This is a genomic window from Leptotrichia buccalis C-1013-b (assembly GCF_000023905.1).
Lineage (GTDB): Bacteria > Fusobacteriota > Fusobacteriia > Fusobacteriales > Leptotrichiaceae > Leptotrichia > Leptotrichia buccalis.
Window position 1 is genome coordinate 1,980,188 of sequence record NC_013192.1, and the last position, 26,311, is coordinate 2,006,498.

The 26,311-nt window shown below is 29.8% G+C and carries 20 protein-coding genes; 5 read left to right on the forward strand and 15 right to left on the reverse strand.

Going from position 1 to position 26,311, the window contains the following annotated elements:
- The first annotated feature begins 82 nt into the window (after window positions 1-82).
- The 4 genes from prfA to queA all read left to right on the forward strand — a co-directional run bounded on the left by prfA (window position 83) and on the right by queA (window position 4,557).
- Complete coding sequence (gene prfA, locus LEBU_RS09275; RefSeq protein WP_015770077.1) at window positions 83-1,165, forward strand: peptide chain release factor 1; 1,083 nt, start codon at window positions 83-85, stop codon at window positions 1,163-1,165.
- A complete protein-coding gene (prmC, locus tag LEBU_RS09280; RefSeq protein WP_015770078.1) occupies window positions 1,158-2,297 on the forward strand; it encodes a peptide chain release factor N(5)-glutamine methyltransferase in 1,140 nt (379 codons plus the stop codon). Before prfA ends, prmC begins: the two co-directional genes overlap by 8 nt.
- A 71-nt stretch (window positions 2,298-2,368) precedes the next feature.
- The gene (locus LEBU_RS09285) at window positions 2,369-3,442 is read left to right on the forward strand and encodes a hypothetical protein (protein ID WP_015770079.1); all 1,074 of its coding nucleotides are present in this window, start codon (window positions 2,369-2,371) and stop codon (window positions 3,440-3,442) included.
- A gap of 92 nt (window positions 3,443-3,534) precedes the next feature.
- Entirely contained in the window at window positions 3,535-4,557 is a 1,023-nt protein-coding gene (queA, locus tag LEBU_RS09290; RefSeq protein ID WP_015770080.1) for a tRNA preQ1(34) S-adenosylmethionine ribosyltransferase-isomerase QueA, read from the forward strand.
- 218 nt (window positions 4,558-4,775) lie between these two features.
- Here the strand turns inward: queA and LEBU_RS09295 are convergent, their stop codons facing one another.
- On the reverse strand, window positions 4,776-5,141 hold the full coding sequence (locus LEBU_RS09295) for a hypothetical protein (RefSeq protein WP_015770081.1): 366 nt from the start codon (window positions 5,139-5,141) through the stop codon (window positions 4,776-4,778).
- A gap of 398 nt (window positions 5,142-5,539) precedes the next feature.
- Here LEBU_RS09295 and LEBU_RS09300 point away from each other — a divergent pair, with 398 nt between their 5' ends.
- Window positions 5,540-6,073: a hypothetical protein gene (locus tag LEBU_RS09300; RefSeq protein ID WP_015770082.1), complete on the forward strand. Its 534-nt coding sequence runs from the start codon at window positions 5,540-5,542 to the stop codon at window positions 6,071-6,073.
- A gap of 286 nt (window positions 6,074-6,359) precedes the next feature.
- Here LEBU_RS09300 and LEBU_RS09305 read toward each other — a convergent pair whose 3' ends face one another.
- The 14 genes from LEBU_RS09305 to rpoB all read right to left on the reverse strand — a co-directional run bounded on the left by LEBU_RS09305 (window position 6,360) and on the right by rpoB (window position 25,781).
- Window positions 6,360-6,875, reverse strand: coding sequence for a TlpA family protein disulfide reductase (locus LEBU_RS09305; RefSeq protein WP_015770083.1), 516 nt, complete (start codon window positions 6,873-6,875; stop codon window positions 6,360-6,362).
- Window positions 6,876-7,094: 219 nt separating this feature from the next.
- Window positions 7,095-7,718 (reverse strand): Holliday junction branch migration protein RuvA, encoded by a 624-nt coding sequence (ruvA, locus tag LEBU_RS09310; RefSeq protein ID WP_015770084.1) that lies wholly within the window; start codon window positions 7,716-7,718, stop codon window positions 7,095-7,097.
- A gap of 18 nt (window positions 7,719-7,736) precedes the next feature.
- The gene (gene murI, locus LEBU_RS09315; RefSeq protein WP_015770085.1) at window positions 7,737-8,522 is read right to left on the reverse strand and encodes a glutamate racemase; all 786 of its coding nucleotides are present in this window, start codon (window positions 8,520-8,522) and stop codon (window positions 7,737-7,739) included.
- Window positions 8,523-8,605: 83 nt separating this feature from the next.
- Window positions 8,606-9,874: a D-alanyl-D-alanine carboxypeptidase family protein gene (locus LEBU_RS09320; protein ID WP_015770086.1), complete on the reverse strand. Its 1,269-nt coding sequence runs from the start codon at window positions 9,872-9,874 to the stop codon at window positions 8,606-8,608.
- 279 nt (window positions 9,875-10,153) lie between these two features.
- Window positions 10,154-11,428, reverse strand: a complete 1,275-nt coding sequence (locus LEBU_RS09325; RefSeq protein ID WP_015770087.1) for an NRAMP family divalent metal transporter — start codon at window positions 11,426-11,428, stop codon at window positions 10,154-10,156.
- 176 nt (window positions 11,429-11,604) lie between these two features.
- Complete coding sequence (locus LEBU_RS09330; protein ID WP_015770088.1) at window positions 11,605-12,417, reverse strand: Nif3-like dinuclear metal center hexameric protein; 813 nt, start codon at window positions 12,415-12,417, stop codon at window positions 11,605-11,607.
- 23 nt (window positions 12,418-12,440) lie between these two features.
- Window positions 12,441-13,385, reverse strand: a complete 945-nt coding sequence (locus LEBU_RS09335; protein ID WP_015770089.1) for a sigma-70 family RNA polymerase sigma factor — start codon at window positions 13,383-13,385, stop codon at window positions 12,441-12,443.
- Window positions 13,386-13,530: 145 nt separating this feature from the next.
- Window positions 13,531-14,709, reverse strand: a complete 1,179-nt coding sequence (gene rpoD / locus LEBU_RS09340) for an RNA polymerase sigma factor RpoD (RefSeq protein ID WP_015770090.1) — start codon at window positions 14,707-14,709, stop codon at window positions 13,531-13,533.
- On the reverse strand, window positions 14,702-16,525 hold the full coding sequence (gene dnaG, locus LEBU_RS09345) for a DNA primase (protein WP_015770091.1): 1,824 nt from the start codon (window positions 16,523-16,525) through the stop codon (window positions 14,702-14,704). The genes rpoD and dnaG overlap by 8 nt, the downstream gene beginning before the upstream one ends.
- 102 nt (window positions 16,526-16,627) lie before the next feature.
- Window positions 16,628-16,834: a DNA-directed RNA polymerase subunit omega gene (gene rpoZ, locus LEBU_RS09350; protein ID WP_015770092.1), complete on the reverse strand. Its 207-nt coding sequence runs from the start codon at window positions 16,832-16,834 to the stop codon at window positions 16,628-16,630.
- Between the two features lie 119 nt (window positions 16,835-16,953).
- Entirely contained in the window at window positions 16,954-17,499 is a 546-nt protein-coding gene (gmk, locus tag LEBU_RS09355; RefSeq protein ID WP_015770093.1) for a guanylate kinase, read from the reverse strand.
- Window positions 17,500-17,623: 124 nt separating this feature from the next.
- Entirely contained in the window at window positions 17,624-21,685 is a 4,062-nt protein-coding gene (gene rpoC / locus LEBU_RS09360; protein WP_015770094.1) for a DNA-directed RNA polymerase subunit beta', read from the reverse strand.
- Between the two features lie 91 nt (window positions 21,686-21,776).
- Complete coding sequence (locus tag LEBU_RS09365; RefSeq protein WP_015770095.1) at window positions 21,777-22,244, reverse strand: DUF3828 domain-containing protein; 468 nt, start codon at window positions 22,242-22,244, stop codon at window positions 21,777-21,779.
- Window positions 22,245-22,334: 90 nt separating this feature from the next.
- Window positions 22,335-25,781 (reverse strand): DNA-directed RNA polymerase subunit beta, encoded by a 3,447-nt coding sequence (rpoB, locus tag LEBU_RS09370; protein WP_015770096.1) that lies wholly within the window; start codon window positions 25,779-25,781, stop codon window positions 22,335-22,337.
- Window positions 25,782-26,311: the final 530 nt, after the last annotated feature.

The following is a 26,311-nucleotide window of genomic DNA, read 5'->3' on the forward strand; positions in this document are numbered from 1 at the left end:
GAGCTTTAGAAAATTAACAAAAATAGCAAAATAAAAATGCTATTAAAATAAAAACAGAAAAAAAATTAGGAGTTGAAATTAGATGTTTCAAAAATTAGACGATGTTGTCTTAAAGCATAAGGAACTTACAGAATTGCTTATGGATCCTGAAGTTGTTTCAGATCCAAAGAAAATTATGGAGTACAATAAGGCTTTAAACAGTATTGATGAAGTTGTTCAAAAATATACATATTACAAAAATCGTAAAGAGGAAATGGAAAGCCTAAAAGAAGATTTGAAAACTGAAAAAGATGCGGAAATGAAAGAAATGATGCTTGAAGAAATTCATTCAATTGAAGAAGAAATTCCAAATCTTGAAGAAGAATTAAAAATTCTTTTACTTCCAAAAGATCCTAACGATGATAAAAATGTTATTATGGAAATCCGGGCTGGAGCGGGTGGAGATGAAGCAGCGTTATTTGCAGCTGATATTTTCAGAATGTTTACAAGATATGCAGAAAGAAACCGTTGGAAAACTGAAATCATCGACAAAAGCGAAATCGGTGTCGGTGGACTGAAGGAAGTAACATTCTTGATTAAAGGACATGGTGCTTATTCAAGATTAAAATTTGAAAGCGGAGTTCATCGTGTACAGAGAGTTCCGGCTACTGAATCTTCTGGAAGAGTTCATACATCTACAATTACAGTTGCGGTATTGCCTGAAATAGACGATGTAAGTGAAGTTGAAATTAATCCAAGTGATTTAAAGATTGACACATACAGATCAAGCGGAGCGGGTGGACAGCACGTAAATACTACTGATTCTGCTGTAAGAATTACTCATTTACCAACTGGACTTGTAGTAACTTCACAGGATGGACGTTCACAAATAAAAAATAGAGAAGCTGCAATGAAAGTATTGGCTTCTAAATTATACGAGATGGAATACGAAAAACAAAGAAGTGCAGTTGAAAGCGAAAGACGTTCGCAAGTTGGAAGTGGAGACAGATCTGAAAAAATCAGAACTTATAACTTCCCGCAAGGAAGAGTTACGGATCATAGAATTAAATTGACACTTCATAGACTTGAAGGCGTTCTAGATGGAGATTTGGACGAAATGATTGATGCCTTGATTGCTTATGAGCAGGCGGAATTATTAAAAGAAGTTGGAAATAGTAATGAATAATTTGCTTGATATTTTGAATAAATCAGTTAATTATTTGGAGAAAAAAAATATAAAAAATGCACGATTGGTAGCAGAAAGTATTATATCTGAAGTAATGGGAATGGAAAGAATTATGCTTTATGCTGAATTTGAGCATTTAATGTCAGAAGATGAATTGACAAAAATCAGAAAAAAATTAAATGAAACAGTAAATAAAATATCTGAAAAAGATATTTTTGAAAATATGGAAAAATCTAAAAAGCAATTAAAATTTTTACTTGATAAAAGTATTTCCTATTTGGAAAAAAATAATATTAATGAAAGCAAGTTAATTGCGGAAATTGTATTTTCACATATTCTAGAAATTGACAGAATGATGCTTTTTACAAAATATAGAAATGAAATTGAAGATGAGAAGATTGAAAAAATCAGATATTTTATAAAAAAAATTGGGCAGGAAAAATTTCCAGTTCAATATTTATTAAATGAGCAGGAATTTTTTGGAAGAAAATTTTATGTCGATAAAGGAGTTTTAATTCCACGCCAAGATACAGAAGTTCTAGTTGAAAAGGCAATTGAAATTTTGAAAAATGATACTCTGAAAAAAAACATTTCAGAAAAAAATTCAAAAAATCGAAAAAAAATACTTGATATTGGCGCTGGAAGTGGTATAATAGGAATATCAGTTGCATTAGAAATAAAAGATTCTTATGTACTAGGAATAGATATTTCAGAAAAAGCTCTTGAAACTTCAGAGAAAAATAAAGAGATTTTGAATGTTAAAAATATAAAATTCTTAAAATCCAATTTATTTGAAAATATCGAGTTTAAAGAGTTTGATATGATAATATCAAATCCACCTTACATTTCTTTTAATGAGGTTGGTATTATGTCAGATGACACTTTATTGCACGAGCCAAGTGATGCACTTTTTGCAGAAAATGACGGATTATATTTTTACTATGAAATTTGTCAGAATGCACTTGACTATTTAGCTGATTCTGGATATTTGTTATTTGAAATTGGCTATAAACAAGGTAATAATGTTGCAGAAATCATGACAAGTTCAGGTTTTAAAAATGTGGAAGTTATAAAAGATTTAACTGGATTGGATAGAGTTGTTGTAGGACAAAAAATTAAAAATAAAATTTAAAGATAAAAAAAATGATTAAGTATCTTTATTTTTTAAAAGTTATTTAATTGAAAAAGAATGGAGATGAATTGATGATTAGTGATAGGAGATTTTTTAAAAGGACAGGAATATTATTGTTAGGGTTAACACATTCAGTAGTATCATTTGGAAATGAAATTAAGGAGGTAGCATTATCGAAAGAAAATGTTTCAACTGTAACTACGCAAAAAACTGAACCAACAATAACAGCTTCAGCAAAAACTGATAAATCTAAATTGGAACAATTAATCAAAAATCAGTATAATAATAAAAATATTGACTTAAATGTAAATACAAGCTTAAAAAATATGCGTGACAGCGGAAGTTATGAAAGACCAAACACAAATGAATATACTGCAAACAGAAAAACACAGCAAGGAACACCTGATATGAAATTATCAAAAGAACAATTATTATCTGTGGCAGAGAAAATTTTCCAAAACGAAACAGGTGGAGTAAGAAATAATTTAGTTGACTGGAATGATGGGGAAAACTTTCCGTCGCTTGGAATAGGACATTTCACTTGGTTTAAGGCTAGTGGTGGAAGAAGTGATTTTGGTGACAGTTTGCCTGATATGATAGCTTATTATAAGCAAAAAGGAATTGAATTGCCAAAATTGTTAGCAGAGTCTAGATATTCACCTTGGAAAAGTAAATCAGAATTAATGGCTAAAAAAGCGAATGGAGATAAAGATATTCAGGAGTTAATCGCATTTTTTGATAACACGAGAGATATTCAGGTAATGTTTATTTATGACAGGTTAAAAGATTCTCTTAGTAAAATGATAGAGGCTTCTTCAAATAAAGAAAACTTAAAAAATCAATTTGAAAGAATGGTAAATACTCCTAATGGACTTTATGCTTTAATCGATTATGTAAATTTTAAAGGAGAAGGGTTAAAAGGCGTTTCTTCATATAACAATATAGCTTGGGGATTAAGACAAGTATTGGAAAATATGAAAGGAACAGCAACTGGACAAAGTGCATTAGTAGAATTTAGTAATTCAGCTAAATATGTATTGGAAAAACGTGTACAAAATGCTCCAAGAAATGAAAGAAGATGGCTGCAAGGTTGGTATAACAGAGTAGACACATACAAAACATTTGAAATTGGAAAAGCATATTAATTTAAATAACAAATGTAGCAGGGAATTGTTAAAGATTCCCTGTTTCTTTTAGAAAATAAAAAATAATAGGAAAGTGAGAAAAAATAATTCAAATGAATATTTCAGATTTCGATTTTGAACTTCCCGAAGAACTGATAGCGCAACATGCTGTTGAACCAAGGGATCATTCAAAATTATTAGTATTAAATAAAGATAAAAAAACTTTGGAACATAAAAAGTTTTACAATATTATAGATTATTTAAAAAAGGACGATGTTCTTGTAATTAACCGCACAAAAGTCATTCCAGCAAGATTATTTGGACATAAGGAAAACGGAGTCGTATTAGAGTGCTTTTTGTTGAAAAGATATGATTTATACACTTGGGAAGTTTTACTTAAACCTGCCAAAAAATTAAAAATTGGACAGAAACTTATATTTTCAGATGGAATTTTGAAAGCAGAACTTTTGGAAATTAAGGAAGATGGAAATAGAATTATAAAATTTAATTTTGAAGGAAGATTTGAGGAAATTTTAGATAAACTGGGAGAAATGCCACTTCCACCGTACATTATGGAAAAATTGGAGGACAAAAACAGATATCAGACTGTTTATGCAAAAGAAGGTGAATCTGTGGCAGCTCCAACTGCAGGGCTTCATTTTACAAATGAATTATTAGAAAAAATTCGTGAAAAAGGAATAACTATTGCAGAAGTATTTTTGGATGTGGGACTTGGAACTTTTCGACCAGTACAGGTGGAAAATGTTTTAGATCATAAAATGCACAGTGAAAAATACCGAATACCAGAAGAAACGGCTAAAATTATTAATGAAGCTAAAAAAAAGGGAAATCGTGTAATTGCAGTAGGAACAACATCAGTAAGAACATTGGAATCTTCAGTTGATGAAAATGGAAAATTAAAGGCATCAGAAGGTAATACAAATATTTTTATTTATGGAGATTATAAATTTAAAATTATTGATGCAATAATTACAAACTTTCACTTGCCGAAATCAACTTTAATTATGTTAATTTCAGCATTTGGAGGAAAAGAATTTATTTTTGAGGCTTATAAGAAAGCTGTTGAAGAAAAATATAGGTTTTATAGTTTTGGAGATTCAATGTTTATTTATTAAAATAGTAATTTTGATGAGAAGCATAAAAAAACTGTTTCATAAAATTTACAGAACTAAATCTATGAAACAGTTTCATTTAATTAAAATTATCATTTGTGTAGGATTATTAAATTACTAAAATTATAAAATATTAAATGTTGTTTATATTAAAATATTTAATAATTACAACTTGTAAATGAACTATTCCCTATAGAAAAGGGAAACCTTTTACTAGTATTCTAGAATCTAACAATATATATGTTATAACCATATCTAGATTTTGCTTCTCTTACTATTTCATCTGATGAATTAGTTACATCATATGCTCCTGCTGCTTTTAATCTTTGGTACATTGAGTAATCTCTTACATATAATTTTTCACCGTATAAATTAGATCGTATAGACTTAATATCCTCAAGTATTCCTTCTGAGCTTGAGGCATTAGATTTATATTTAATAATGTTCCAATCATTATCTATGTAAATTGCATTTTTTGCATCAGAATCATTAAGAAATCTATTATTTTCTATATATGTTCTAGACATACTTGCTAATCCAATAACTGCAGTAGCTAAAAATATAACCAATAATTTAAATTTTTTCATAATAAAGGCCTCCTTACAATAAACATTTAATAAAATTAATTTTAGATAATTAAGTTATGTCAAAATCTTTATTTAAATAAACTTATTTCTTTTCAACATAAGTATACCTTAAAGATTGATAAAAAGCAATGTAATCAATGTTTTTTATTAAATTTTGTTCATTTATTATTAATTTTTGGAAAAATCATTAATATTTCTATAATAAATTTAAAATATTTGATGTTAAGTTTATAAAATCAAGTAATTTTGAGTTTTTTTATTTTAAAAAATTATTTAATTATTTTATTTTTAAAATTAGAAAATTTATAAAATAATAAAAAAATATTAAGATTACTAAAAAATATTCTTGAAAAATTAAAAAAAGTGTTATACTATAAATAAAAGGAGATGAGATTGTTATGAAAAGTAAACTTTTTAATAGAATGACGTTATTTTTAATATTTCTTATGATAGTTTTTACTGTCAGAGCAGATAAGGAACATTCTTCTGGAATAGGTGTTCATCTTATGTCACTTTATGAATATCCAGTTAAAGGATATGAAAAATATGGAAAAATCAATAGAATTCGTTATAAGAATGATTTTTATGATCCTGTTAATTATCCTGATCATGGGATAAAGTTTGTGGTTCATCAAAATGGAGTGAAAGTGAAAGTTGAACAAGTAGAATACATTGGGGGAGATAGCGATTCTAGATATGAAACTTTAGGTACCCTTTTTGAAATATCTCCTATAAAAGGAAAAGTTTACGCTTTTGATGGAGTATTGCCTGAAAGTGCAGCTACTCAAAGAATGACAGTGGAGTATAAAGGGAAAAAAATAAAATATTATTTAGATTATGGTTTGAGACTTATAATGACAGATGAAGAGGAAGGGCCAGAAGATACGGAAGTTGTGGAACTTTTTTCAGGAGATACAGGCGATAGAGATTAAATCTAAAAAAATAGAAATAATATGAAGAATATTCAGAAAAAATCTTTTATAGAAAACAAAAAAATAATAGGTGAAGAAATATTTAAAAAGTAAATAAATTTTAGATATTTATATAGAAAACCTAACAAATTCGAATAATACTTCTTCCTTAAAAAAAACATGATCTTCAAACTTACAATTTTTACTGTAGTTTTTAGATCATGCTATTTTTTTATTTTCTTTTTCAACAATTTGAATCTAACTTTCAAAAAGCTAATTTTTAGTTTAAAAACTTATAAAATATTAACTAATTAAGTATAATAGAACTATCATAATCATTGAAAAGTTCAACTAATTGGCTATATTCTATTATTCCTTCGTGAATACCTTCAATTTTAGAATTTTGTATTTTCAAATTATATGGAACTCCCTTAACTTTGAATGCATTCATTATTGTTCTTTCCATATCATAATAAACTGGGAAAGTAAAATTATTTTCAGTTACATATTTTTTTGTATTTGCCAATGTTGTTTTTTTACTTGTAAATATAACCACTACATTTACTCTATCTTTATTTTCTTCATAAAATTTTTGAACTTCAGGTAATTCAGTACGGCAATGTGGACACCATTCTGCAGCAAAAACTAATAATGTAGGTTTACCATTATTAAAAATTTTTCTGCTTTTTGTACTGACCCTATTAAAATCTTTTAGCTCAAAATTAGGAATTTTAGCTCCTTTTTCCACATTTATTTGTAAAGGTTTCCCATAACCAATTAAAAATGTCATAAACATTGAAACAATAATTAGTAATTTTCTCATTTCTTCATTTTCCTTTCTATATTTTTTTCAAAATCTAAATTACAATTTTGAAATCTTTAAACATATTATATAACATTATTCAAGATATGTAAATTTTTTTTTGCTAAAAATATAATTTTTTCTCTACTAATATTTATTTTTTGTTCTATAAATATCTCCTAAACTCTTTAATTATAATGTATTTTCATATAAAAGATAACTTAAAAATATTTAGAATTATTATTTTTGTATTCTCTTCAAGATTATTTTTATAGCTTCACTTATATTTTTTATTTTAATTAACTCATCATTTTTTATCCATTTTGATACATCTGTATCTGCATATCCTAAAGATTCCAAAGCTAGTTTTAAGTCTTCTTTCATTAATAAAATTTCAGAACTAGATATATTGTTTCCATTTAATGTATTACTATTTTCATTAATTATTTCAGAAAATTCTAGTTTTTTTACTTTATCTTTTAAATCTAAAATTATTTTTTGTGCTTTTTTTATTCCTAATCCAGGAACTTTTATAAAAATTTTGGGTTCATTTTCTAAAATAATGTCAACAATTTCTTTTGTATTGAAAGTTGAAAGTATTGCTATCGCCAGTTTAGGTCCTACGCCGTTTACACTTATTAGAGCTTTGAAAAGCTCTCTTTCATTTTGAGTTTTAAATCCATAAAGAGAAATATTATCTTCTTTTACGTTTGTATGAATGTATAATTTTTCTGTACTTTCAATATTGGACATTTTTTCAAATGTTTTTAGTGATATGTAAATTTTGTATGCTAATCCATTTATATCAAGTGCTACATAATCAATTTTTTTTACAGATAATTTCCCACAAATATATTCAAACATTTTTTTCCTTTCTTTTAATTATAATTTTATTAATTCTACTGTTGGGATATTTTCTTCCAAAAACATAATTCCTATTTCTTTAAATTTTTCTTTTCCATCCGTTACATAGTATTTTACTTCTTCATTTTTTTGAGCATCATTTTTTAAAAATTTATTTTCTTTCAATATTTCTTTTAAATCTAATGCAGTTTCTTTTGCAGGATCCACTATTTTTATATTCGGATAAATTTTACTGATTGCTTCTTTTAATAAAGGATAATGGGTGCAGCCTAATATTAATGTATCTATTTTTTCATTAAAATCATCTAAATATGTTTTTATTATTTGATTTACAAGTTTACCGTTCAAAATTCCTTCTTCTACTGCTGGAACAAACAGTGGACAGGCTTTTTGAAAAACTTCTGCTTCTGCATTAAAAAGTTTTATTTCTTCTGTATATTTTTCCGAATTTATAGTTGCTTTTGTTCCTATAACTCCGATTTTGCCATTTTTAGTGGTATTTATTGCTGTTCTTGCACCTGCTTCAATTACTCCAATAATTGGAATTTTGAAAATCTCCTTTAACTCTTTTAAAGCAAGAGCTGTCGCTGTATTACAAGCTACTACAATAGCACTTACATCCTTTTCTAATAAAAATTCTACTATTTCTTTTGAATATCGTATAATTAACTCTTTTGTTTTTTCTCCGTAGGGAACTCTTGCCGTATCACCAAAATAATATATTTTTTCATTTGGCAATACTTTTCTAATCTCTTTTAAGACTGTAAGTCCACCGATTCCCGAATCGAATACACCAATTGACATTTTATTTATTTCCTTTCCCGTATAAATTTATAAGTAGTTTAAACAAAAAATTGAGCCGTTTAAAAAAACAGCTCTTTTTTATTTTATTTCATAATTAGTTCTCCGCTGTAAGTCAAGGTTCCGTCTGTTGCAACATATGTTCCTACAATTTTACCTTTACTATTTTTAGATACTCCTGAATTTATATTTACAGTGTATTTTAAATTTGGACGTTGAGTTGCCGTTATTTCCACATCTCTTGATGGATATAAGTTATATTTTTCATTTTCAATTGTGGCTATCGCTATTACGTCATTTTTATTTATAATTTTCATTTTTCTTGCAGAAGATTCAGAATCACTGTCATTTTTTTTCATAAATTTATTAAGGAACTTATTAATAAAATTATCTTTTTTAGGCTCTTTAGTTTCTTTTGAAGTGTTTGCGTTATATGTCTCAATATTATCATAACTGTCAACAGCATGAGTTGCACTAGCAACATTATTTGTGTTATAATTTTTGTTTTTTCTTGCATAGCCGTTGGCATAATAATCGTTAATTTCTTTTGTTCCTATTGCATTTCTGTCTTTTGCCCTATTTGATCCTAAAATAATTGCTATCATTCTTTCTCCGCCTCTGTCTGCTGTCAGAACAATATTTGAACCTGCTGCATTATGGTAGCCTGTCTTAATTCCGTCTACTCCTAATACATTTCCTAGAAGTGAATTTGTTGATGTTACTTTTGTGTTTCCATTATCTACGTAATCTGTTTTATTTTTTGAAAAGTTTAAATATTCGCTGTAATCTTTTACTGTAATTTGAGCTAATTTGTATAAGTCTTTTGCATTTCCCTGATCCATGCATGAACCTGTATAGCTAGGCGGAAGTCCGTGTGGTGAACAGTATCTGAGTGACTCCAGTCCATAACTTCTAGCTTTTTCATTCATTGATTGTACAAAGTTTGGCACATTTCCTCCAACATATTCAGCAAGTGCATATGCGGCATTGTTTGATGATTTGATAATTGTTGCTTTTAATAAATCTCTTACTGTATATTGCTTTCCAGCCGTTAATTTTATTCCATAAGGAACTGATGCTGCTTTTGATGAAACTGTAACCTTATCATCATAAGAAATCATTCCGCTTTTTATTTTATCCAGTGTCAATATTGATGTCATAATTTTTGTTACTGAAGCTAACGGTCTAACAGCTAAACTGTTGTCTTCTTTTATAATATTTCCATTGACATCTCCAATTAGCAATGCTTTATAATCTCGATAATCTGCACCATCAGCAAATGAAAGCGATGATAGTGCTAAAAATGCCATAGAAAATATTACTTTTTTACTATTGTTACTAATTTTCTTTTTCATTCTATTTCTTTCCTCTTTCTATATCTAATAAATTTCAAGAAATAATATATCATTTTTATATTAGTTTTTCATTTGTAAATTTATTGATAAAACTGTTTATAATAATATCAAATTCAAAAGTTATGATTATCTTATTCAAAGTTTATATTTATTTCATTTTTATAATTTGATATTAAAATTTTAATTAATAATCTATATTTAAAGAGTAGTGAGAAAATTCTATTTTTTACTTAAAAAAAAATCGGGAATAATCCCGACTTAAAAATATATTATTTTTATTTATTTTAAAATTCCAGATAAATAAACAAGAAAAAATAGTGTAAATCCTGTTAAATAAATAATTCCTGCAACTGATAAAAACCATAGCCAGACAGGCAGTCTACTGTTATCTTTAACCAGTGAAAAATTAAGATACGAGTATACTGGAGCTGAAACAAATGAGAATATCATAGCAAAATTCATCATCGCAGCTACATTTCCAGCAAAGAAAAATACTATAATCATTGCTATAGCTACTGTTACTGTCATCCATATATTAAAGTGAGATGTCTTAACTTCTCCCTTTTTCATAATTAATCTAAGGCATTCAGCATTGGCACGTGAATAACCGTCTACAACTGTGATTGTCGTCCCAAAAATACACATGAACGCAATAAACGCAATAAGAAGTCCTGACCAGCTTCCAATTACACTTGAATACATCTTGATAAACTGAGCAATATAAGCTGCACTTGCCCCTTTAATCGCTGTACCTGTACCATATTGAATTAATGCCCCTAATGCTAGAAAAACAAAAGCTAGAATTGTTGTAACCCAGTAACCTACATTAAAATCAAGCATGGCGATTTTATGAGGAACTTTCATATTCTGCTGTTTTTCAACTGTCCACATCGAATTAATTGCGGAAATTTCAATTGGGGCAGGCATCCATCCCATTAATGATACGATAAATGGCAATGCCGCAAGTTTCCAAGGAGATGGGGCAACAAAGCCAGGTGCCATAGGATGTTGTTTGAACAATGCGATAACAACTGCAACAATTGTAGCAACTGTCAATGAAATAACGATAAATTTTGAAGAGCTGTCTAAAAGTTTGTAACCTCCAAAAACCATCATTGCAAGCGAGCCTACAAGAACAATTGTAGTAAGTATGTTAATCATTGAAGCCATTGCCGCAGGTGTAAGGCTGCTTAGAAATGTCAATTTCAGAATATTTGCCAAAATTGCCGCCGTCAAAATACCTATTGCCGCAACGTTAATAACTGCAGAAAATATATTCATAATAAAGAATACCCATAAGTAAATTTTTCCCTTTTCTTCATATCCTTCAATTAACGAATGCTTACGTTCCAATGTATATTGAGTCCCAAAACGGAAAAATGGATATTTAAAAATATTGACTAAAATAACGATAATTGCTAATTGCCATCCATATAATGCTCCCGCTTGTGTAGAAGCCACGATATGAGAACCTCCAATAGCTGCTGAAGCCATAAGAATACCAGGACCGAAAGCTTTAAATTTGCTGTACCAGCTTGTGTGTCTTTTTTCCATAAAGATTTTCCTTCTTTCTATAGTTTTTTACTTTTAAAATTTTGACTAAATTCGTTTGATAATCAAATTTTTAAAATTATATAAACGTATTATAGCACTTTGTCCTAAATATTCAAAATTTTTTTAGCAATTTTAAGGATATTTTTATTTTTTATTCTTAGTTTTTCAAAGAAACATTATCCTAATTTAAATACTTCATCTTCAAAATGACATATCATTTCTCCATTAAAAAATTTTCTCATTTTCTGTTCCATCATATCTACAAATAGATATTCACTTTCTAAATGACCAACATCTACAAGAATTCTTCCTTCTTCTAAAGCATCCAAAGATTCATGGTATCGCAAGTCTCCTGTCAAAAAAACATCAATTTTATCAGCAATATCGTACATAAATGAACTTCCACCGCCTGTAACCAGCCCTATTTTTTTTACATAGGAATTTTTATCTCCAACATATCTCACATAGCTTATCCCAAGTGCGTCTTTTATTTTTTCAAGCAAATCTTCTAATTTCATTTTTTCATTTAATATTTTAATTCTGGCAAGTCCGCCATGTACGTGTTCCATTTTATTTTTTATTGAATTATAATCTTCAAATTTATGTTCATTTACAATTATTTTTTCTCCTTCCAAATTAAATTTATCCATTATGAAGTCATTTAATCCATTAATTGCAAAATCTGCATTTGTATGAATTGAATAAACTGCTATTTTATTTTCTATTAATTTTAGTAGTTTTCTTCCATGTAAAGTTTCATTTGTAACTTTTTTAAATCCTGAAAAAATTACTGGATGATGTGAAATTATTAAGTCTACGTTATTCTTTATAGATTTCTCTATAACTTTTTCTGTAACATCCAGACAAAATAAAACTTTATTAACATCTTTTGTATTATCTCCTATCAAAAGTCCAACATTATCCCACTCTTCAGCTATTTTTGGATTAAAGAGTGTATGTAATTCTCCCATTATTTCCCATAATTTCATAATTATTATTTCCTTTCATATGTCTAATTTACTATGTAATTTGTTTCTTCATTATTTTCCACAAAATCATTTCTCATCAAATCAATTGACAATTTATTAAGTGCTTTTTCCTTTAAAATATTCACATTATGACTTGCGATATTTAAGGATTTGGCAATTTCCTTTTCTGTGTAAACTCTGTCATCAAGCCCATAAGCCATTACTAAAATTTGTTCATCCAGATAATTCAGTTTTTTTGGAATATTTTCCAGAATGTACATTTGTGTTATTTTATCAGCTTTTTCCAATATCTGTGTATTTTCAATTAATTCTTCAGGATTAATATCATCAAATAATTTTTCCAGCTGTTCAATGTATTCTGTTGAAACATTCATTTGCTTGCTGATTTCATCCATTGAAAAGCCCATACTCTTATCAACTTTTACTTTTAAATATAAAATATACGATAATTCAGACGATTTAATGTCCTTTAGCAGTTCTTTCTGAAATTCCAAAATATACTTTACAGCAAAATTTTTCACAAAAAATTCAGGTTCTTTAGTAATTCGACTAATTTCATCAAAATAACTTATTCCTGAAATAATTCCAAGCGTAGCTTCCTGAACTGTATCCAAAAACGAGAAACCATATTTTGAATAAAGCAGACTTTCCTTTACAGCTATTTTCAAGTATCTATCAATTAATTCTTCATTTTCATTTCTATTTTTTTTCTCAAGTTCCTTGTATTTTTCCCTTATGTCTTCCAAATACGATTTTATTGTATCTTTTTCTTCAATAAATATATTTTCATCTTCTAAAACTATAAAATCACTTCCATCTGTAGAAGTCCTAACTTCTGGAATATTTTCCAAATAAACAAATTTCAGAAATTCAAAAAATTCATCATCACTTAAGCTATAATTTTCAATTATCTTTTCAAAACTGAAATTTCCCTTTTTCTTAATATCTTCAAAAATATTTTCTAACATTTATTTATCCCCTTATTATAATAATATTTTATTTTAAAACTAAACTCAAAAAATTACGACATTCTACTCAAATTTCACTTTCAATTATTTTCATTAGTTAATTTTAAAGAAATCTAAATATATATCTAAAAGGAGCTAAAAAACTTTAGCTCCTGTAATCTTCCAATTTTTTTCTTCTGCTTGGATGTCTTAATTTTCTTAACGCTTTAACCTCAATCTGTCTGATACGTTCTCTTGTCACATTAAAAATTTTTCCTACTTCTTCCAAAGTTTTTTGTGAGCCATCATCCAGTCCATATCTATATCTGAGTACCATCTCCTCACGCTCATTCAATGTTTTTAATACTTCATCAAGCTGTTCTTTTAACAAAATCCTTGTTGTCGCGTCATAAGGATTTGCAAATTTGTCATCTTCAACAAAATCTCCCAGCTCACTGTCTTCTTCACTTCCAACTGGTGTTTCTAAAGAAATTGGATCCTGATTCATTTCAAGAATACTTTTTACCTTTTCTACTGGTAATTCCAGTTTTTCAGCCAACTCTTCCGCTGTCGGCTCTTTTCCAGTTTCCTGTAAAATAATTCGGCTTTCTTTTTTGATTTTGTTAATCGTTTCAATCATATGAACAGGTATTCTTATAGTTCTTCCCTGATCGGCAATCGCACGTGTTATCGCCTGTCTAATCCACCAAGTCGCATATGTGGAAAATTTAAATCCTTTTTCATATTCAAATTTTTCTACAGCTTTCATAAGCCCCATATTTCCCTCTTGAATTAAATCCAGCATTTTTAATCCACGATTTGTATGTTTTTTAGCAATACTTACAACAAGTCTTAAGTTTGATTCGATTAATTTTTGTTTTGCTTCTTCTTCACCGTCTAACACTCTTTGAGCATAATCAATTTCTTCTTCATAGCTAAGTAATGGAATTTGTCCAATTTCACGTAAATACATTTTTATTGGCTCGTCTACATCCATACTTTCTGCCATTTTCAATAGATCCGTCTGCAATAATTTATCCACTTCCGAATCGTCGATTTCACTTTCCACAAATTCGTCATGAGTATCTTCAAAATCTGATATTTCCATTTTCTCAATGTCCGCTAAAGTTTCGGGAACTTTTAACAAGTCCTCTTTTTCTTTTTTAGTATCTACAATTTGAACACCGTCATCAGTCAGTTTTTTTATTAACTGTTCAATTTTTTCAGTTGAAAATCCAATAGATAAAACAGAATTTATTTCTTCGTAACTTACAACTTTTTGTTCTCGTGCCTGTTTTATAAAATTTGCCAGACTATTTTTTAAATTTTGTTTTTTATCAGACATAACCCAATCTCCTTATTAATATAAATTCATCGTATAATTTTTCAATTTCGTCAATTTTACTAATATTTTTTAATTTTAACAATATTTTTTTCAATTCAAGTTTTTTTATTTTATCATTCTCTTCATCACTTTTTTGTCTTTCTTCGTCTATTTCCCTTTTAATCCATCCAAAATAAATTTCCCTAAAATAAATATCCTTATCTTTAATATCTTTGTCTGCAGAAAACTGCAGTCCCATAATTATTTCCGATTCTTCTTTAGTAATATCTATTTTATCCAGCTTCCTTATATCGAAATTTATTGTTTTCATATCTTCTACTAACTTATTAAATATTGAAGAGCTAAACTTTTTATTTAATAATTTTTCACACTTTTGCTTTTCAGAATCATAACATTTTAAAAAATATATAAATGTCTGTTTTTCCAGCTCAATATACAAATCTTCCTTTAGCTTTTTAAACTTGACTGTATTCTCGTCACTTGAAATTCTTGGTTTTTTTGGAGATTTTTCTGGTGTTAAATTTCCTAATTCTTCTTTTAGAATAAATCCATCAATTCCAAATTCTGTTGATAATTTTTGTAAATAAAGATTTTTTCTAAGATTATCTGTAACATTTGAAAAAAAAGGCTTAAATTTTCTGATAAATTTAGTTACATTGTCTACATCTTTCAAATCCATTTCCTTTGAAAATTCCAAAATTAAAAAATCAAATATTTCCTTTGACTCTTTTACAACTTCTATAAATGCTTTTTTCCCATTTTTTCGTAAAAATTCATCAGGATCCTTTTCTTCACCTTTTAGGACAAGACATTTTATATCAAAATCATATTTTTTTAGAATGTAGCCAGCTTTTATTACGGCATTTCTCCCAGCTTCATCATTATCATAAGCAATCAAAATTTTATCTGTATATTTTTTCAGAAGTTGTGCCTGTTCTTCAGTAAAGGCTGTTCCAAGGCTTGCTACCGCATTTTCAAATCCATTTTTTTGTGCCGTCAGTACATCTAGATAACCTTCCATCAGTATAGCAAAACCTTTTTTCTTGACATTCCCTCCTTGATACTTTATTCCAAAAAGTTCTCTTCCCTTTTTGAAAATAGGTGAATCTGGAGAATTAAGGTATTTTGGCAAATTAGAATTTTTCTCAATTATCCGTCCCCCAAATGCCACTATTTTACCTTCAATATTGTAAATTGGAAAAATTATTCTGTTTCTAAAACTGTCATAAATTTCTCCATTTTCATTTCTTTTAGCAAGTCCCAGCTTCATTATCTTATTTTCTGAAAAATTTTTTTCTATTAGATATTGAAATAATCCATCTCGTATACTAGAAGCAAATCCAATTTTGAATTTTTTCATATCTTCTAGCGAAAAATCCCGATTTTTCATATACTCTAATGCTTCTTCATATTTTTCCACATTATTTTCAAAAAAAGTCTGTGCTTCATTCATTATTTCAAAATATTCTTTGTTTTCGGCTTGTTTCTCGCTTATTTTCTGACTAACTATTTGAGACTTTCCACTTTTCTTTAATGGAATATTGTATTTCTGTGATAATTCCTCTACCGCCTGAACAAAGCCAATGTCATTAATTTTCATATAAAATGAAATTACATTTCCGCCAATTTGTGTACTAAAGTCTTTAAAAATATTTTTTACTGGACTGACTGTAAAGGATGGAGTTTTTTCATCTTTAAAAGGAGATAAGCCTTTATAATCTGAACCTGCTTTCTTTAAATTTACATATTCGCCGATTACTTCGACAATATCCAAATTATCAATTAATTTTTGTATCTCTTCTTCACTATAAAACATATTTTTTATTCCTCCATCAAAAAACACAGTTCCATAAAAAATACTTACACTATTAGTATAATTTATTTTTCTAAATAGTCAATACTTTGTACATAAATTTTTTTAATTTCCCATATTTTCTTCATTAATTTCACGAACAACTTCCACTTCATCATCCATTATGTCCTTAAAAACTTCATCCATTATTTCTGATTTCTGTTTTCCTTTAGCAAATTCCTTTTTTGCAATTTTTCCTGAAACGATTGCAAGTTCGTATTTATTAGGTATTTTAGTCAATAGTTCATCTATTGTTATTTTTTCTTTTTTCATTTTTATTCTCCTCTTAATTAGTAAAATCATCTTAAAATCAAACTCAAGAATTATAAGTATTCTACTTAAACTTTAAAATTATCTCATTATTAGTCCGATTTTAAAAGGATTCAAGTGTATTATGAATTAATAATATCTATCAATTCTTGGCAAGAATGCTTAATGTCATTATTTATTATAGTGTAATCATATTTTGGTTCATATTCCAGCTCTTTTGCTGCATTTTTCAAACGTAGCTGAATAACTTCTTCCGTATCAGTTTTCCTGTTACGAAGCCTATTTTCCAGCGTTTCCATATCCTTTGTTCTAAAAAACACAAGAATAGCATCCTTTTTCTTTTCTTTCGCAATTAATGCACCTTGTACATCAATTTCCAGAATTACATTTAATCCTTTGCTTAAGTTGTTTTCCACAACCTCTTTCAATGTTCCATAATAATTTCCGTGAACATTTGCATATTCATAAAATTCATCGTTTTTTATTTTTTGTTCAAATATTTCCTTAGTTAAAAAAAAGTAATCTTTTCCGTTGATTTCTCCGGTTCTTGGCTGTCGAGTTGTTGCTGATATCGATAATGGGATATTTAATCTATCTTTTACTAATTTTGTGACTGTTGATTTTCCTGAACCTGATGGTCCTGAAACAATAATCAATTTTCCTTTCATTAAAAAACCACCTTTATTTTACGTGAATAAGGGAAATTCATATTCATAAATCTCCCCATTCACAATATTTTATTCTTTATTTCCAAAAATTGACTTAACAGAAATATATTTTCAAAATTGAATTTTATTCTGTTTCTACTGTTTCTTCAATTTTATTTGAGTTGTCTTTAACAGTTTGTAAAGTTTCATCTATTTCAATTTTTCCTTCACTTGCTTCAGCTTCTATTTTTGCATTTTCTTCTTCCAGTACATCATTTTTTAAAACTGCATCCAAATATCTATAATCTTTAAATCCAGTTCCTCCAGGTATTTTCTTACCGATAATTACATTTTCTTTAAGCCCTTCAAGTCTGTCTGTTTTACCTTCAACAGCGGCATTTGCAAGAACTTTTGTTGTTTCCTGGAATGATGATGCTGAAATGAAACTTTCCGTATTTACTGCGGCTTTTGTAATACCTTGAATTACTGGCTCATATGTTGCTGGACGTTTTCCTTTTGAAATTAATATTTCATTTTCACGTTCCACAATTTTCTTGTCAATTAATTCATCTTCTAGGAATAATGTATCTCCAGCTTCCTTAACTTTAATTTTTTGGAACATTTGTTTTACAATTATTTCAATATGTTTGTCGTTAACTGCAACTCCTTGTTCTCTATACACTTGCTGTACTGATTCAAGAATAAATTGCTGTGCTTCTACAAGCCCTTTTATTTTCAGAATATCATGTGGCGAAACAGGTCCGTCAGTAATTTTGGCACCTTTTTCAATTAACATTTCATTAGTTACAACTAAGTGTTCTCCCACTGGAACTGTATATTCCTGAATTAATTCTCCACTTTCAGGATCTTCAATCAAGATTAATCTCATACCTTTTTTCTTTTTGTCTGAGAATACTACACGTCCTGCAAATTCTGACAGAATAGCTTTTCCTTTAGGATTTCTTGCCTCAAATAATTCCTGCACACGAGGAAGACCTCCAGTAATATCCTTATTTCCTTCTCCAGTTTTCAAAATTTTAGTAATAACTTGCCCTTTCTTAACCGTATCCCCTTCATTTACCATCAAATATGCTCCATATGGAACTGCATATTCAACTCTTCTGTTATCTTTTGTATAAATGATAATTCTAGGGTTTACATCATTACTCTCCACAGGTTTTATCGCAACTTTTTCAGTAACTCCATATTTTACGTCAATATTTTCTCTTACGTAAATATCCCTAAATTCCACTTTTCCTTCTTCAGATGTAATAATCGGTATTTGGTAAGGATCAAATTCTACAAGAACTTGCCCTTTCTCAACTGTATCTCCGTCTTTTACGTGTAAAGCCGAACCTGATGGCACTTCATATCTATGCTTTCCTATTATTACACGTCCATTTTGTGATACAACAATTTCTTTTCCTTCCTCATTTACAAGTGTAGTAATATCTCTAAATTTAACTTTTCCAGAAACATCAGCTTTAGCATCTGACTGAACAGAAGCTGCCGTTGCTACCCCTCCAGTATGGAAAGTACGCATTGTAAGCTGTGTACCAGGCTCTCCAATTGACTGTGCCGCAATAACTCCAACTGCTTCCCCTTTAAGAATTTCCTTATGGTTAGAAAGGTCTAGTCCGTAACATTTTTTACAAACTCCTTTTTCCAATTTACAAGTCAAAGGCGTTCTTATTTCCACTTCACGAATATCCAGTTCTTCGATTTTCTTAATCAAGTCATCAGTTATTAAAGTATTTCTCTTGGCAATAAGCTCTCCATTGTGAATCAAGTCAGTTGCTAAGTTTCTTCCGTAAATTCTTTCACTTAATTTTTCAATAACTTCCCCTGCATCCATCAAGTCTGATACTACAATTCCATGCTCACATCCACAGTCATCATGATTTACAATAACTTCGTGTGAAATATCAACAAGCCTTCTTGTCAAATATCCTGAATCCGCCGTTCTTAATGCTGTATCGGCAAGTCCTTTTCTCGCTCCATGTGATGACATAAAGAATTCAAGAATATTAAGTCCTTCTCTAAAGTTGGCTTTAATTGGCATTTCGATAATACGTCCTTGCGTATCTGCCATAAGTCCACGCATTCCACCAAGTTGACGCATTTGTGCAATTGACCCTCTGGCTCCAGAGTTCGCCATCATGTAAACTGGATTAAATTCATCCAAGTTGTCCATCATATCCTTAGTTACTTTTGAAACTGCCTCATCCCAAATCGCAACTGTTCTTCTGTATCTTTCTGCATCAATGATTTCTCCAGCCTTATATTGCTCTTCAATTTCAGCCACTTCATTTTCAGCTTTTTCCAAAATAGTCTTCTTGCTTTCTGGAATTTCCAGATCTTCAATTCCAACAGTAATTCCAGCAAGTGTTCCATAATGGAAACCAAATTCTTTAATTTTATCCAATAATGCTGATGTTTTCTCAAATCCAAATTTCTTATATAATCCAGCAATTAATTTCCCTAATTCACCTTTACCAAAGGTTTTAGTATAATCTCTCACTTCTTTTGGAAGCATTGTGTTAAACATAAGACGCCCAGGTGTAGTTTGAATAGTTTGTCCGTCAATTCTCACATTTACAAGTGCATGAACTGCAACTTGCCCATTTTGGTAAGCTGTAATTAACTGATTTTTGTTAGAAAAAGATTTTCCTTCTCCTTTTACACCTTTTCTTTCCTTTGTCATATAATAACATCCCATTACCATATCTTGTGATGGAACTGCTATCGGTCTACCACTTGACGGTGCAATAATGTTATTTGTTGCAAGCATTAATAATTTTGCTTCCATTTGTGCTTCTTGTGACAATACCAAATGTACTGCCATTTGGTCACCATCAAAATCAGCATTAAATGCAGAACATACAAGCGGATGAAGTCTTATTGCCTTTCCTTCTATCAAGATTGGCTCAAATGCCTGAATTGAAAGTCTATGCAATGTTGGAGCACGGTTTAAAAGAACAGGATGATTTTTAATAATTTCTTCAATCAATTCCCATACATTTTCATCTTCTTCTTCCACCATTTTCTTAGCCACTTTAATATTTGAAGCTAATTCCCTTTTTACAAGCTCTCTCATCAAAAATGGCTTATACAGCTCAAGTGCCATTTTTTTAGGAAGACCACATTGATTCATTTTTAAACTTGGTCCAACGACAATAACCGATCTTCCTGAATAATCCACACGTTTTCCCAAAAGATTTTGTCTAAAACGACCTTGTTTACCTTTTAACATATCAGAAAGTGATTTTAATTCCCTGTTGTTTTGTGTAACAACTGGTTTTCCACGTCTACCATTGTCAATTAATGCATCCACAGCTTCCTGAAGCATTCTTTTTTCATTTTTAATCACAATTTCAGGAGCTTTTATTGACATCAATTTTTTAAGTCTTATATTTCTGTTAATTACTCTTCTGTACAAGTCATTCAAGTCAGAAGTGGCAAATCTTCCACCATCTAATTGAACCATCGGACGTAAATCAGCAGGGATTACTGGTAACACAGTCATAATCATCCATTCTGGTCTATTTCCAGCTTCTATCAAATCTCTTACTATTTTTAATCTTTTTATAACTTTTCTTCTTTTTTGAGTAGAGTGTTCTGTGTCCATTTCATTTTGAAGTTTTTTCTCTAATTCAAGCAAATCAATTTCCTCAAGTAAGGCTAAAACTCCTTCAGCTCCCATTTTTGCCGTAAATTCGTTTTTAAATTGACTTTCTTGCAGTTTATATTCCCGCTCTGTCAGGATTTCTCCTTTTTGAAGCCCAGTTTCTCCTGGATCAGTCACAATATATCTTGAAAAATACAGAACTGATTCCAATTCCTTCGTACTGATTCCCAATAAAAGGCTCATTTTATTAGGCGTACCTTTAGAATACCAGATATGTGCAATCGGTGTAGCAAGTTTAATATGTCCCATTCTTTCACGTCTAACTTTTGAAGTTGTCACTTCAACACCACATTTTTCACACACCATGCCTTTGTATCGCATTCTCTTATACTTCCCGCAGGCACACTCATAATCCTTAGACGGCCCAAATATTCTCTCACAGAATAATCCGTCCATTTCAGGTTTTAAAGTTCTATAATTTATTGTTTCGGCTTTTGTTATTTCACCATACGACCATTCCAAAATCTTTTCTGGCGATGCCAATTTTATTTGAATACTGTCAAAATCTCTTATACTCATTCGTTAAGAGCCTCCTCTATTCTTTAATTCCACTTTTTTTAAAAGTAAAGTGGGAAAATCTTTATAATTTATTCAATATATTTATATATTTTTAATCCATATTAAGCACTCCTGATCCATCTACAAGCCACTTACCATTTATTTTTTTTACTTTTAATTTTATTTGTCTTTTCCAATCTATTCCTTGAACTACTACTCCTTGAACTACTACTAAACCAGTTTTTGAATTATAAGAAATGACTTTATATTTTGATGGAGCATCTTGACCAGCTATAATACTATCAGCATCCACTATATCATCATTCAAATAAGCATCTGCAAAAATTTGGAAATATTCACTTCTTAATTTTTCAGTAATAAGTTTTGTATTTCTCATATATTCTGTATTATCTGTCATTGATGAATATTCTGTTATAAACTTTAATGCAACTTGTGCTGCCTCTGAATTTATTTGACTAGATGAACTTTTTTTACTCGAACTTGATTTTTTAGTTGCAGAAAATATATTAACATTCACAAAAACTGCTAAAACAATCGCTAAACAAAATATTTTTTTCATATTCTCTCCCAAAATTATTCTTATTTTTATTAATTTTCATAATTTTTTGACAAGGGGTCAAGACCCCTTGCTAGTTTATATCCATTTTCATTAAGCATCTACATTCTTATCTAATTCAATTTGTTCCCCATCTTTATCATAAAGAGCAACATCTAGCCCAAGTGACTGGAATTCCTTAATTAATACTCTAAATGATTCTGGAGCGTCTGCTTCTGGCATTGCCTGTCCTTTTACGATAGCTTCATAAGTTTTTGTTCTTCCGCTGATGTCGTCTGATTTAACTGTAAGCATTTCTTGAAGGATATTTGATGCACCGTAGGCTTCCAATGCCCAAACTTCCATTTCCCCAAGTCTTTGTCCACCAAATTGAGCTTTTCCTCCAAGTGGCTGCTGAGTGACAAGTGAGTACGGTCCGATTGCTCTGGCGTGCATTTTGTCCTCTACCAAGTGGTGAAGTTTTAACATATACATACGTCCAACTGTTACTGGGTTGTCAAATGGCTGTCCAGTTCTTCCGTCAATCAGTTTTACTTTACCAGTTCTGCTGTATCCAGCTTCTTCCAAGTAATTTTTAACATCCTCTTCACTTGCTCCATCAAATACTGGTGTTGCAATATATTTGTCAATATCTCCGATTGCAAGTCCCAAATGTACTTCCAAAACCTGTCCGATATTCATACGTGATGGCACTCCAAGTGGGTTAAGACAAACATCTATCGGTGTTCCATTTTCTAAATGCGGCATATCTTCGACTGGCAATACTCTTGAAATTACCCCTTTGTTTCCATGACGTCCAGACATTTTATCCCCAACCATTATTTTTCTTTTTTCTGCAATATAAATTCTGATTAGTTTGTTTACTCCAGCTTTTAGGTCATCTCCATTTTCCTTAGATAATTCAAGCACATCCACAACAGTACCTTTTACTCCATGTGGAAGTCTTAATGAAGTATCTCTTACATCTTTTGCCTTTTCCCCAAAGATTGCACGCAGTAATTTTTCTTCTGCTGGTGGTTCAGTTTCTCCTTTAGGAGTTACTTTTCCAACAAGAATATCATCAGGAGTTACGTGAGCCCCTATTCTTATAATTCCATTTTCATCAAGATTTCTCAAGGCTTCTTCAGAAACATTAGGAATTTCCCTTGTAATTTCCTCATCACCTAATTTTGTAGTTCTTGCCTCAATGTCAAATTCCTCAATATGAATTGATGTGAACACATCATCTTTTCTAAGTCTTTCAGAAATAAGGATACCATCCTCAAAGTTATACCCTTCCCAAGGCATAAATGCCAGCAGGATATTTTTACCTAACGCCAAATCTCCACCTGCAGTAGACGGTCCATCTGCAATAATATCACCTTTTTTAACTTTATCTCCCAAATCAATGATTGGCTTTTGATGTAAGCACATTGATTGGTTAGATTTTTCAAAGTTTAATAATCTATGATAATAATCTTTTCCATCCTCATCTGTTACAATAATTTTTCTTGCGTCTACAAAAGTTACAGTTCCAGTTGCTTTTGAAGTAATAACTGCCCCTGAATCCACAGCAACTTTTCTTTCAAGCCCAGTTCCTACATAAGGAGCCTGAGTTTTTAATAATGGTACAGCTTGACGCTGCATATTTGACCCCATTAACGCACGATTGGCATCATCATGTTCCAAGAATGGAATTAATCCTGCTGAAACAGATACTAGCTGTTTAGGCGACACATCCAGAATGTCAACTTTTGACTTATCAATATGCACAATTTCATCTCCGTAACGGCACACAACTTCATCAGTCAAGAAGTTCCCATCTTTGTCAATAGGAGTATCAGCCTGTGCGATAAACAGTCCTTCCTCTTCATCAGCCGCTAAATATCTAATATCATTAAAATCAGCTTTTCCATCGTTTATTTTTACAAACGGAGTTTCAATAAATCCGTATTTATTAACTTTTCCATAAGTCGAAAGAGAAGCGATAAGTCCGATATTTGGTCCCTCTGGAGTTTCTATTGGACAAATTCTTCCGTAATGTGAATTATGAACGTCACGCACCTCAAATCCTGCTCTATCTCTAGAAAGTCCCCCTGGTCCTAATGCTGAAATTCTTCTCTTATGAGTCAATTCTGATAACGGATTAGACTGATCCATAAATTGTGATAGCTGTCCACTTCCAAAAAACTCAAGAATTAAAGCATTTAATGGTTTTGTATTTAATAAACTTTGTGGTGTCAATGTTGTGATATCTTGAATTGTCATTTTTTCTCTGACCATTTTAGACATTTTAAGCATCCCACCTTTTATTTGGATGGAAAGCAGCTCTCCAACACCTCTTACACGTCTATTTGACAAGTTGTCAATATCATCTGTAAATCCTTCCCCACTTACAAGATTTTTTACATATTCAATAGTCTGTAAAACATCCTCTTTTGTCAATACGATTACATCCGCTGGCACATCCAGTTTCAATCTTTTGTTGACTTTATATCTTCCGACATCTGCCAAATCATATCTTTGTGGATTAAAGAACATCTGCTTAACAAGCGATCTGGCACTGTCCACAGTTACCAAGTCTCCTGGACGCAATTTTCTAAACACTTCTATAACAGCCTCATCACTGTTTTTTGTACTATCATGAACCAAAGCATTAGCAATAATTCTATCTTCAGGTTTTACTTCCCAGATACTAAGTACAGGCACTTTTGCATCAATTATTCTCTGGATAACTGGCATATCAATAATTTCTTCAGCTTCCGCCACAAATTCCCCAGTTTCTTCATCTAAAATATCTTCTTTTACAAAACTTCCTTCTAATCTTGAACGTAAAACTTCTTCCAGCTCAGTATCTCTATATTTTTCATAAAGTTCTGACACTTCAACTTCTTTTTCTTCAAAAAAGTGATTCATAATTTCTGCATTATTTGGAAAAAAATCCACTGCTTTTAAAAATACAGGTAATAAAACTTTCTTTCTTCTATCAATTTTTACATTTAAAATATCATTTTTATCAGTTTCAAATTCAAGCCATGTTCCTTTATAAGGGATGATTTTCCCAATGAACACATCTTTTCCTGTCTGAATATTCAATTCCTTGTTAAAAGTAATTCCTGGTGATCTGTGCAATTGAGAAATAACGACTCTTTCAGCACCATTTATAATAAACGTCGCTTTATCGGTCATAAGTGGTATATCTCCGAAATGAACTAATGTTTCCTGAATTTCTCCTGTCCTTTTGTTAGTTAATTTTAGTCTAACTTTTAATTGACCAGAATATGTTTTACCTCTTTTTTTACACTCTAATTCATCATTTAAAGGCTCATCATTATCGTGAATTTCATACCATAAATATTCTAATTTTAATAATCCATTACTGGATTCGATTGGAAAAATTTCATTAAAGATTGCTTCAAAACCTTTATTTTCTCTTTTTTGAGGCGGCACTTTTGTCTGCAAAAAATCTTCATATGAATTTAACTGAAATTCCAAAAAATGCGGCATTTCCCCTCTATCTACTATTTTTCCGAAACTATATCTTTCAATAAGTTTGTTCATTTAAAAAATTCCTCCCTATAAAGAACATATTCTTTATTTATTCAATTTCAAATTAAATTTGTAATAAAAAATGTTCTCATAATTTCGATTTGTTATTATACTCAAACTGCTTTAAATCAAACTATTAAAAATCAAACAGTTTTGCTGCTTGAGTAAAATAGTCGCAACTTTCGAGTCGGCTTTAAAATTGGTTAATTAATATGTGAACTTAAACAGTGTCATCAACTATTTAAGAAAATAATTTAAAATTTATCCATAATTTTATATACAAACTATATTTCTATTATTCCATAACTTAAAAAATAGACTAAAATAGTGTTATTTTGGATATTTAAACCCTGTATTTAGCCTTAAATTTTAATTATACTAATCACCTCTTTAAAATATAAGTTCAATTTTATTACTATGACTATGAATAATTTTAACTTATAAAAATTAATACAAAAAAGAATAATCCTTTTTCTAAATTTTATAGTGGAAAAAGACACTCTCTACGAAATTTAAGAGTGTCTTTACTATTGATTTGTTGT

Coding starts and splice junctions, on each gene's coding strand:
- prfA (WP_015770077.1), top strand. CDS start 83: ATGTTTCAAAAATTAGACGATGTTGTCTTAAAGCATAAGGAACTTACA.
- prmC (WP_015770078.1), top strand. CDS start 1,158: ATGAATAATTTGCTTGATATTTTGAATAAATCAGTTAATTATTTGGAG.
- LEBU_RS09285 (WP_015770079.1), top strand. CDS start 2,369: ATGATTAGTGATAGGAGATTTTTTAAAAGGACAGGAATATTATTGTTA.
- queA (WP_015770080.1), top strand. CDS start 3,535: ATGAATATTTCAGATTTCGATTTTGAACTTCCCGAAGAACTGATAGCG.
- LEBU_RS09295 (WP_015770081.1), bottom strand. CDS start 5,141: ATGAAAAAATTTAAATTATTGGTTATATTTTTAGCTACTGCAGTTATT.
- LEBU_RS09300 (WP_015770082.1), top strand. CDS start 5,540: ATGAAAAGTAAACTTTTTAATAGAATGACGTTATTTTTAATATTTCTT.
- LEBU_RS09305 (WP_015770083.1), bottom strand. CDS start 6,875: ATGAGAAAATTACTAATTATTGTTTCAATGTTTATGACATTTTTAATT.
- ruvA (WP_015770084.1), bottom strand. CDS start 7,718: ATGTTTGAATATATTTGTGGGAAATTATCTGTAAAAAAAATTGATTAT.
- murI (WP_015770085.1), bottom strand. CDS start 8,522: ATGTCAATTGGTGTATTCGATTCGGGAATCGGTGGACTTACAGTCTTA.
- LEBU_RS09320 (WP_015770086.1), bottom strand. CDS start 9,874: ATGAAAAAGAAAATTAGTAACAATAGTAAAAAAGTAATATTTTCTATG.
- LEBU_RS09325 (WP_015770087.1), bottom strand. CDS start 11,428: ATGGAAAAAAGACACACAAGCTGGTACAGCAAATTTAAAGCTTTCGGT.
- LEBU_RS09330 (WP_015770088.1), bottom strand. CDS start 12,417: ATGAAATTATGGGAAATAATGGGAGAATTACATACACTCTTTAATCCA.
- LEBU_RS09335 (WP_015770089.1), bottom strand. CDS start 13,385: ATGTTAGAAAATATTTTTGAAGATATTAAGAAAAAGGGAAATTTCAGT.
- rpoD (WP_015770090.1), bottom strand. CDS start 14,709: ATGTCTGATAAAAAACAAAATTTAAAAAATAGTCTGGCAAATTTTATA.
- dnaG (WP_015770091.1), bottom strand. CDS start 16,525: ATGTTTTATAGTGAAGAAGAGATACAAAAATTAATTGATAATTTGGAT.
- rpoZ (WP_015770092.1), bottom strand. CDS start 16,834: ATGAAAAAAGAAAAAATAACAATAGATGAACTATTGACTAAAATACCT.
- gmk (WP_015770093.1), bottom strand. CDS start 17,499: ATGAAAGGAAAATTGATTATTGTTTCAGGACCATCAGGTTCAGGAAAA.
- rpoC (WP_015770094.1), bottom strand. CDS start 21,685: ATGAGTATAAGAGATTTTGACAGTATTCAAATAAAATTGGCATCGCCA.
- LEBU_RS09365 (WP_015770095.1), bottom strand. CDS start 22,244: ATGAAAAAAATATTTTGTTTAGCGATTGTTTTAGCAGTTTTTGTGAAT.
- rpoB (WP_015770096.1), bottom strand. CDS start 25,781: ATGAACAAACTTATTGAAAGATATAGTTTCGGAAAAATAGTAGATAGA.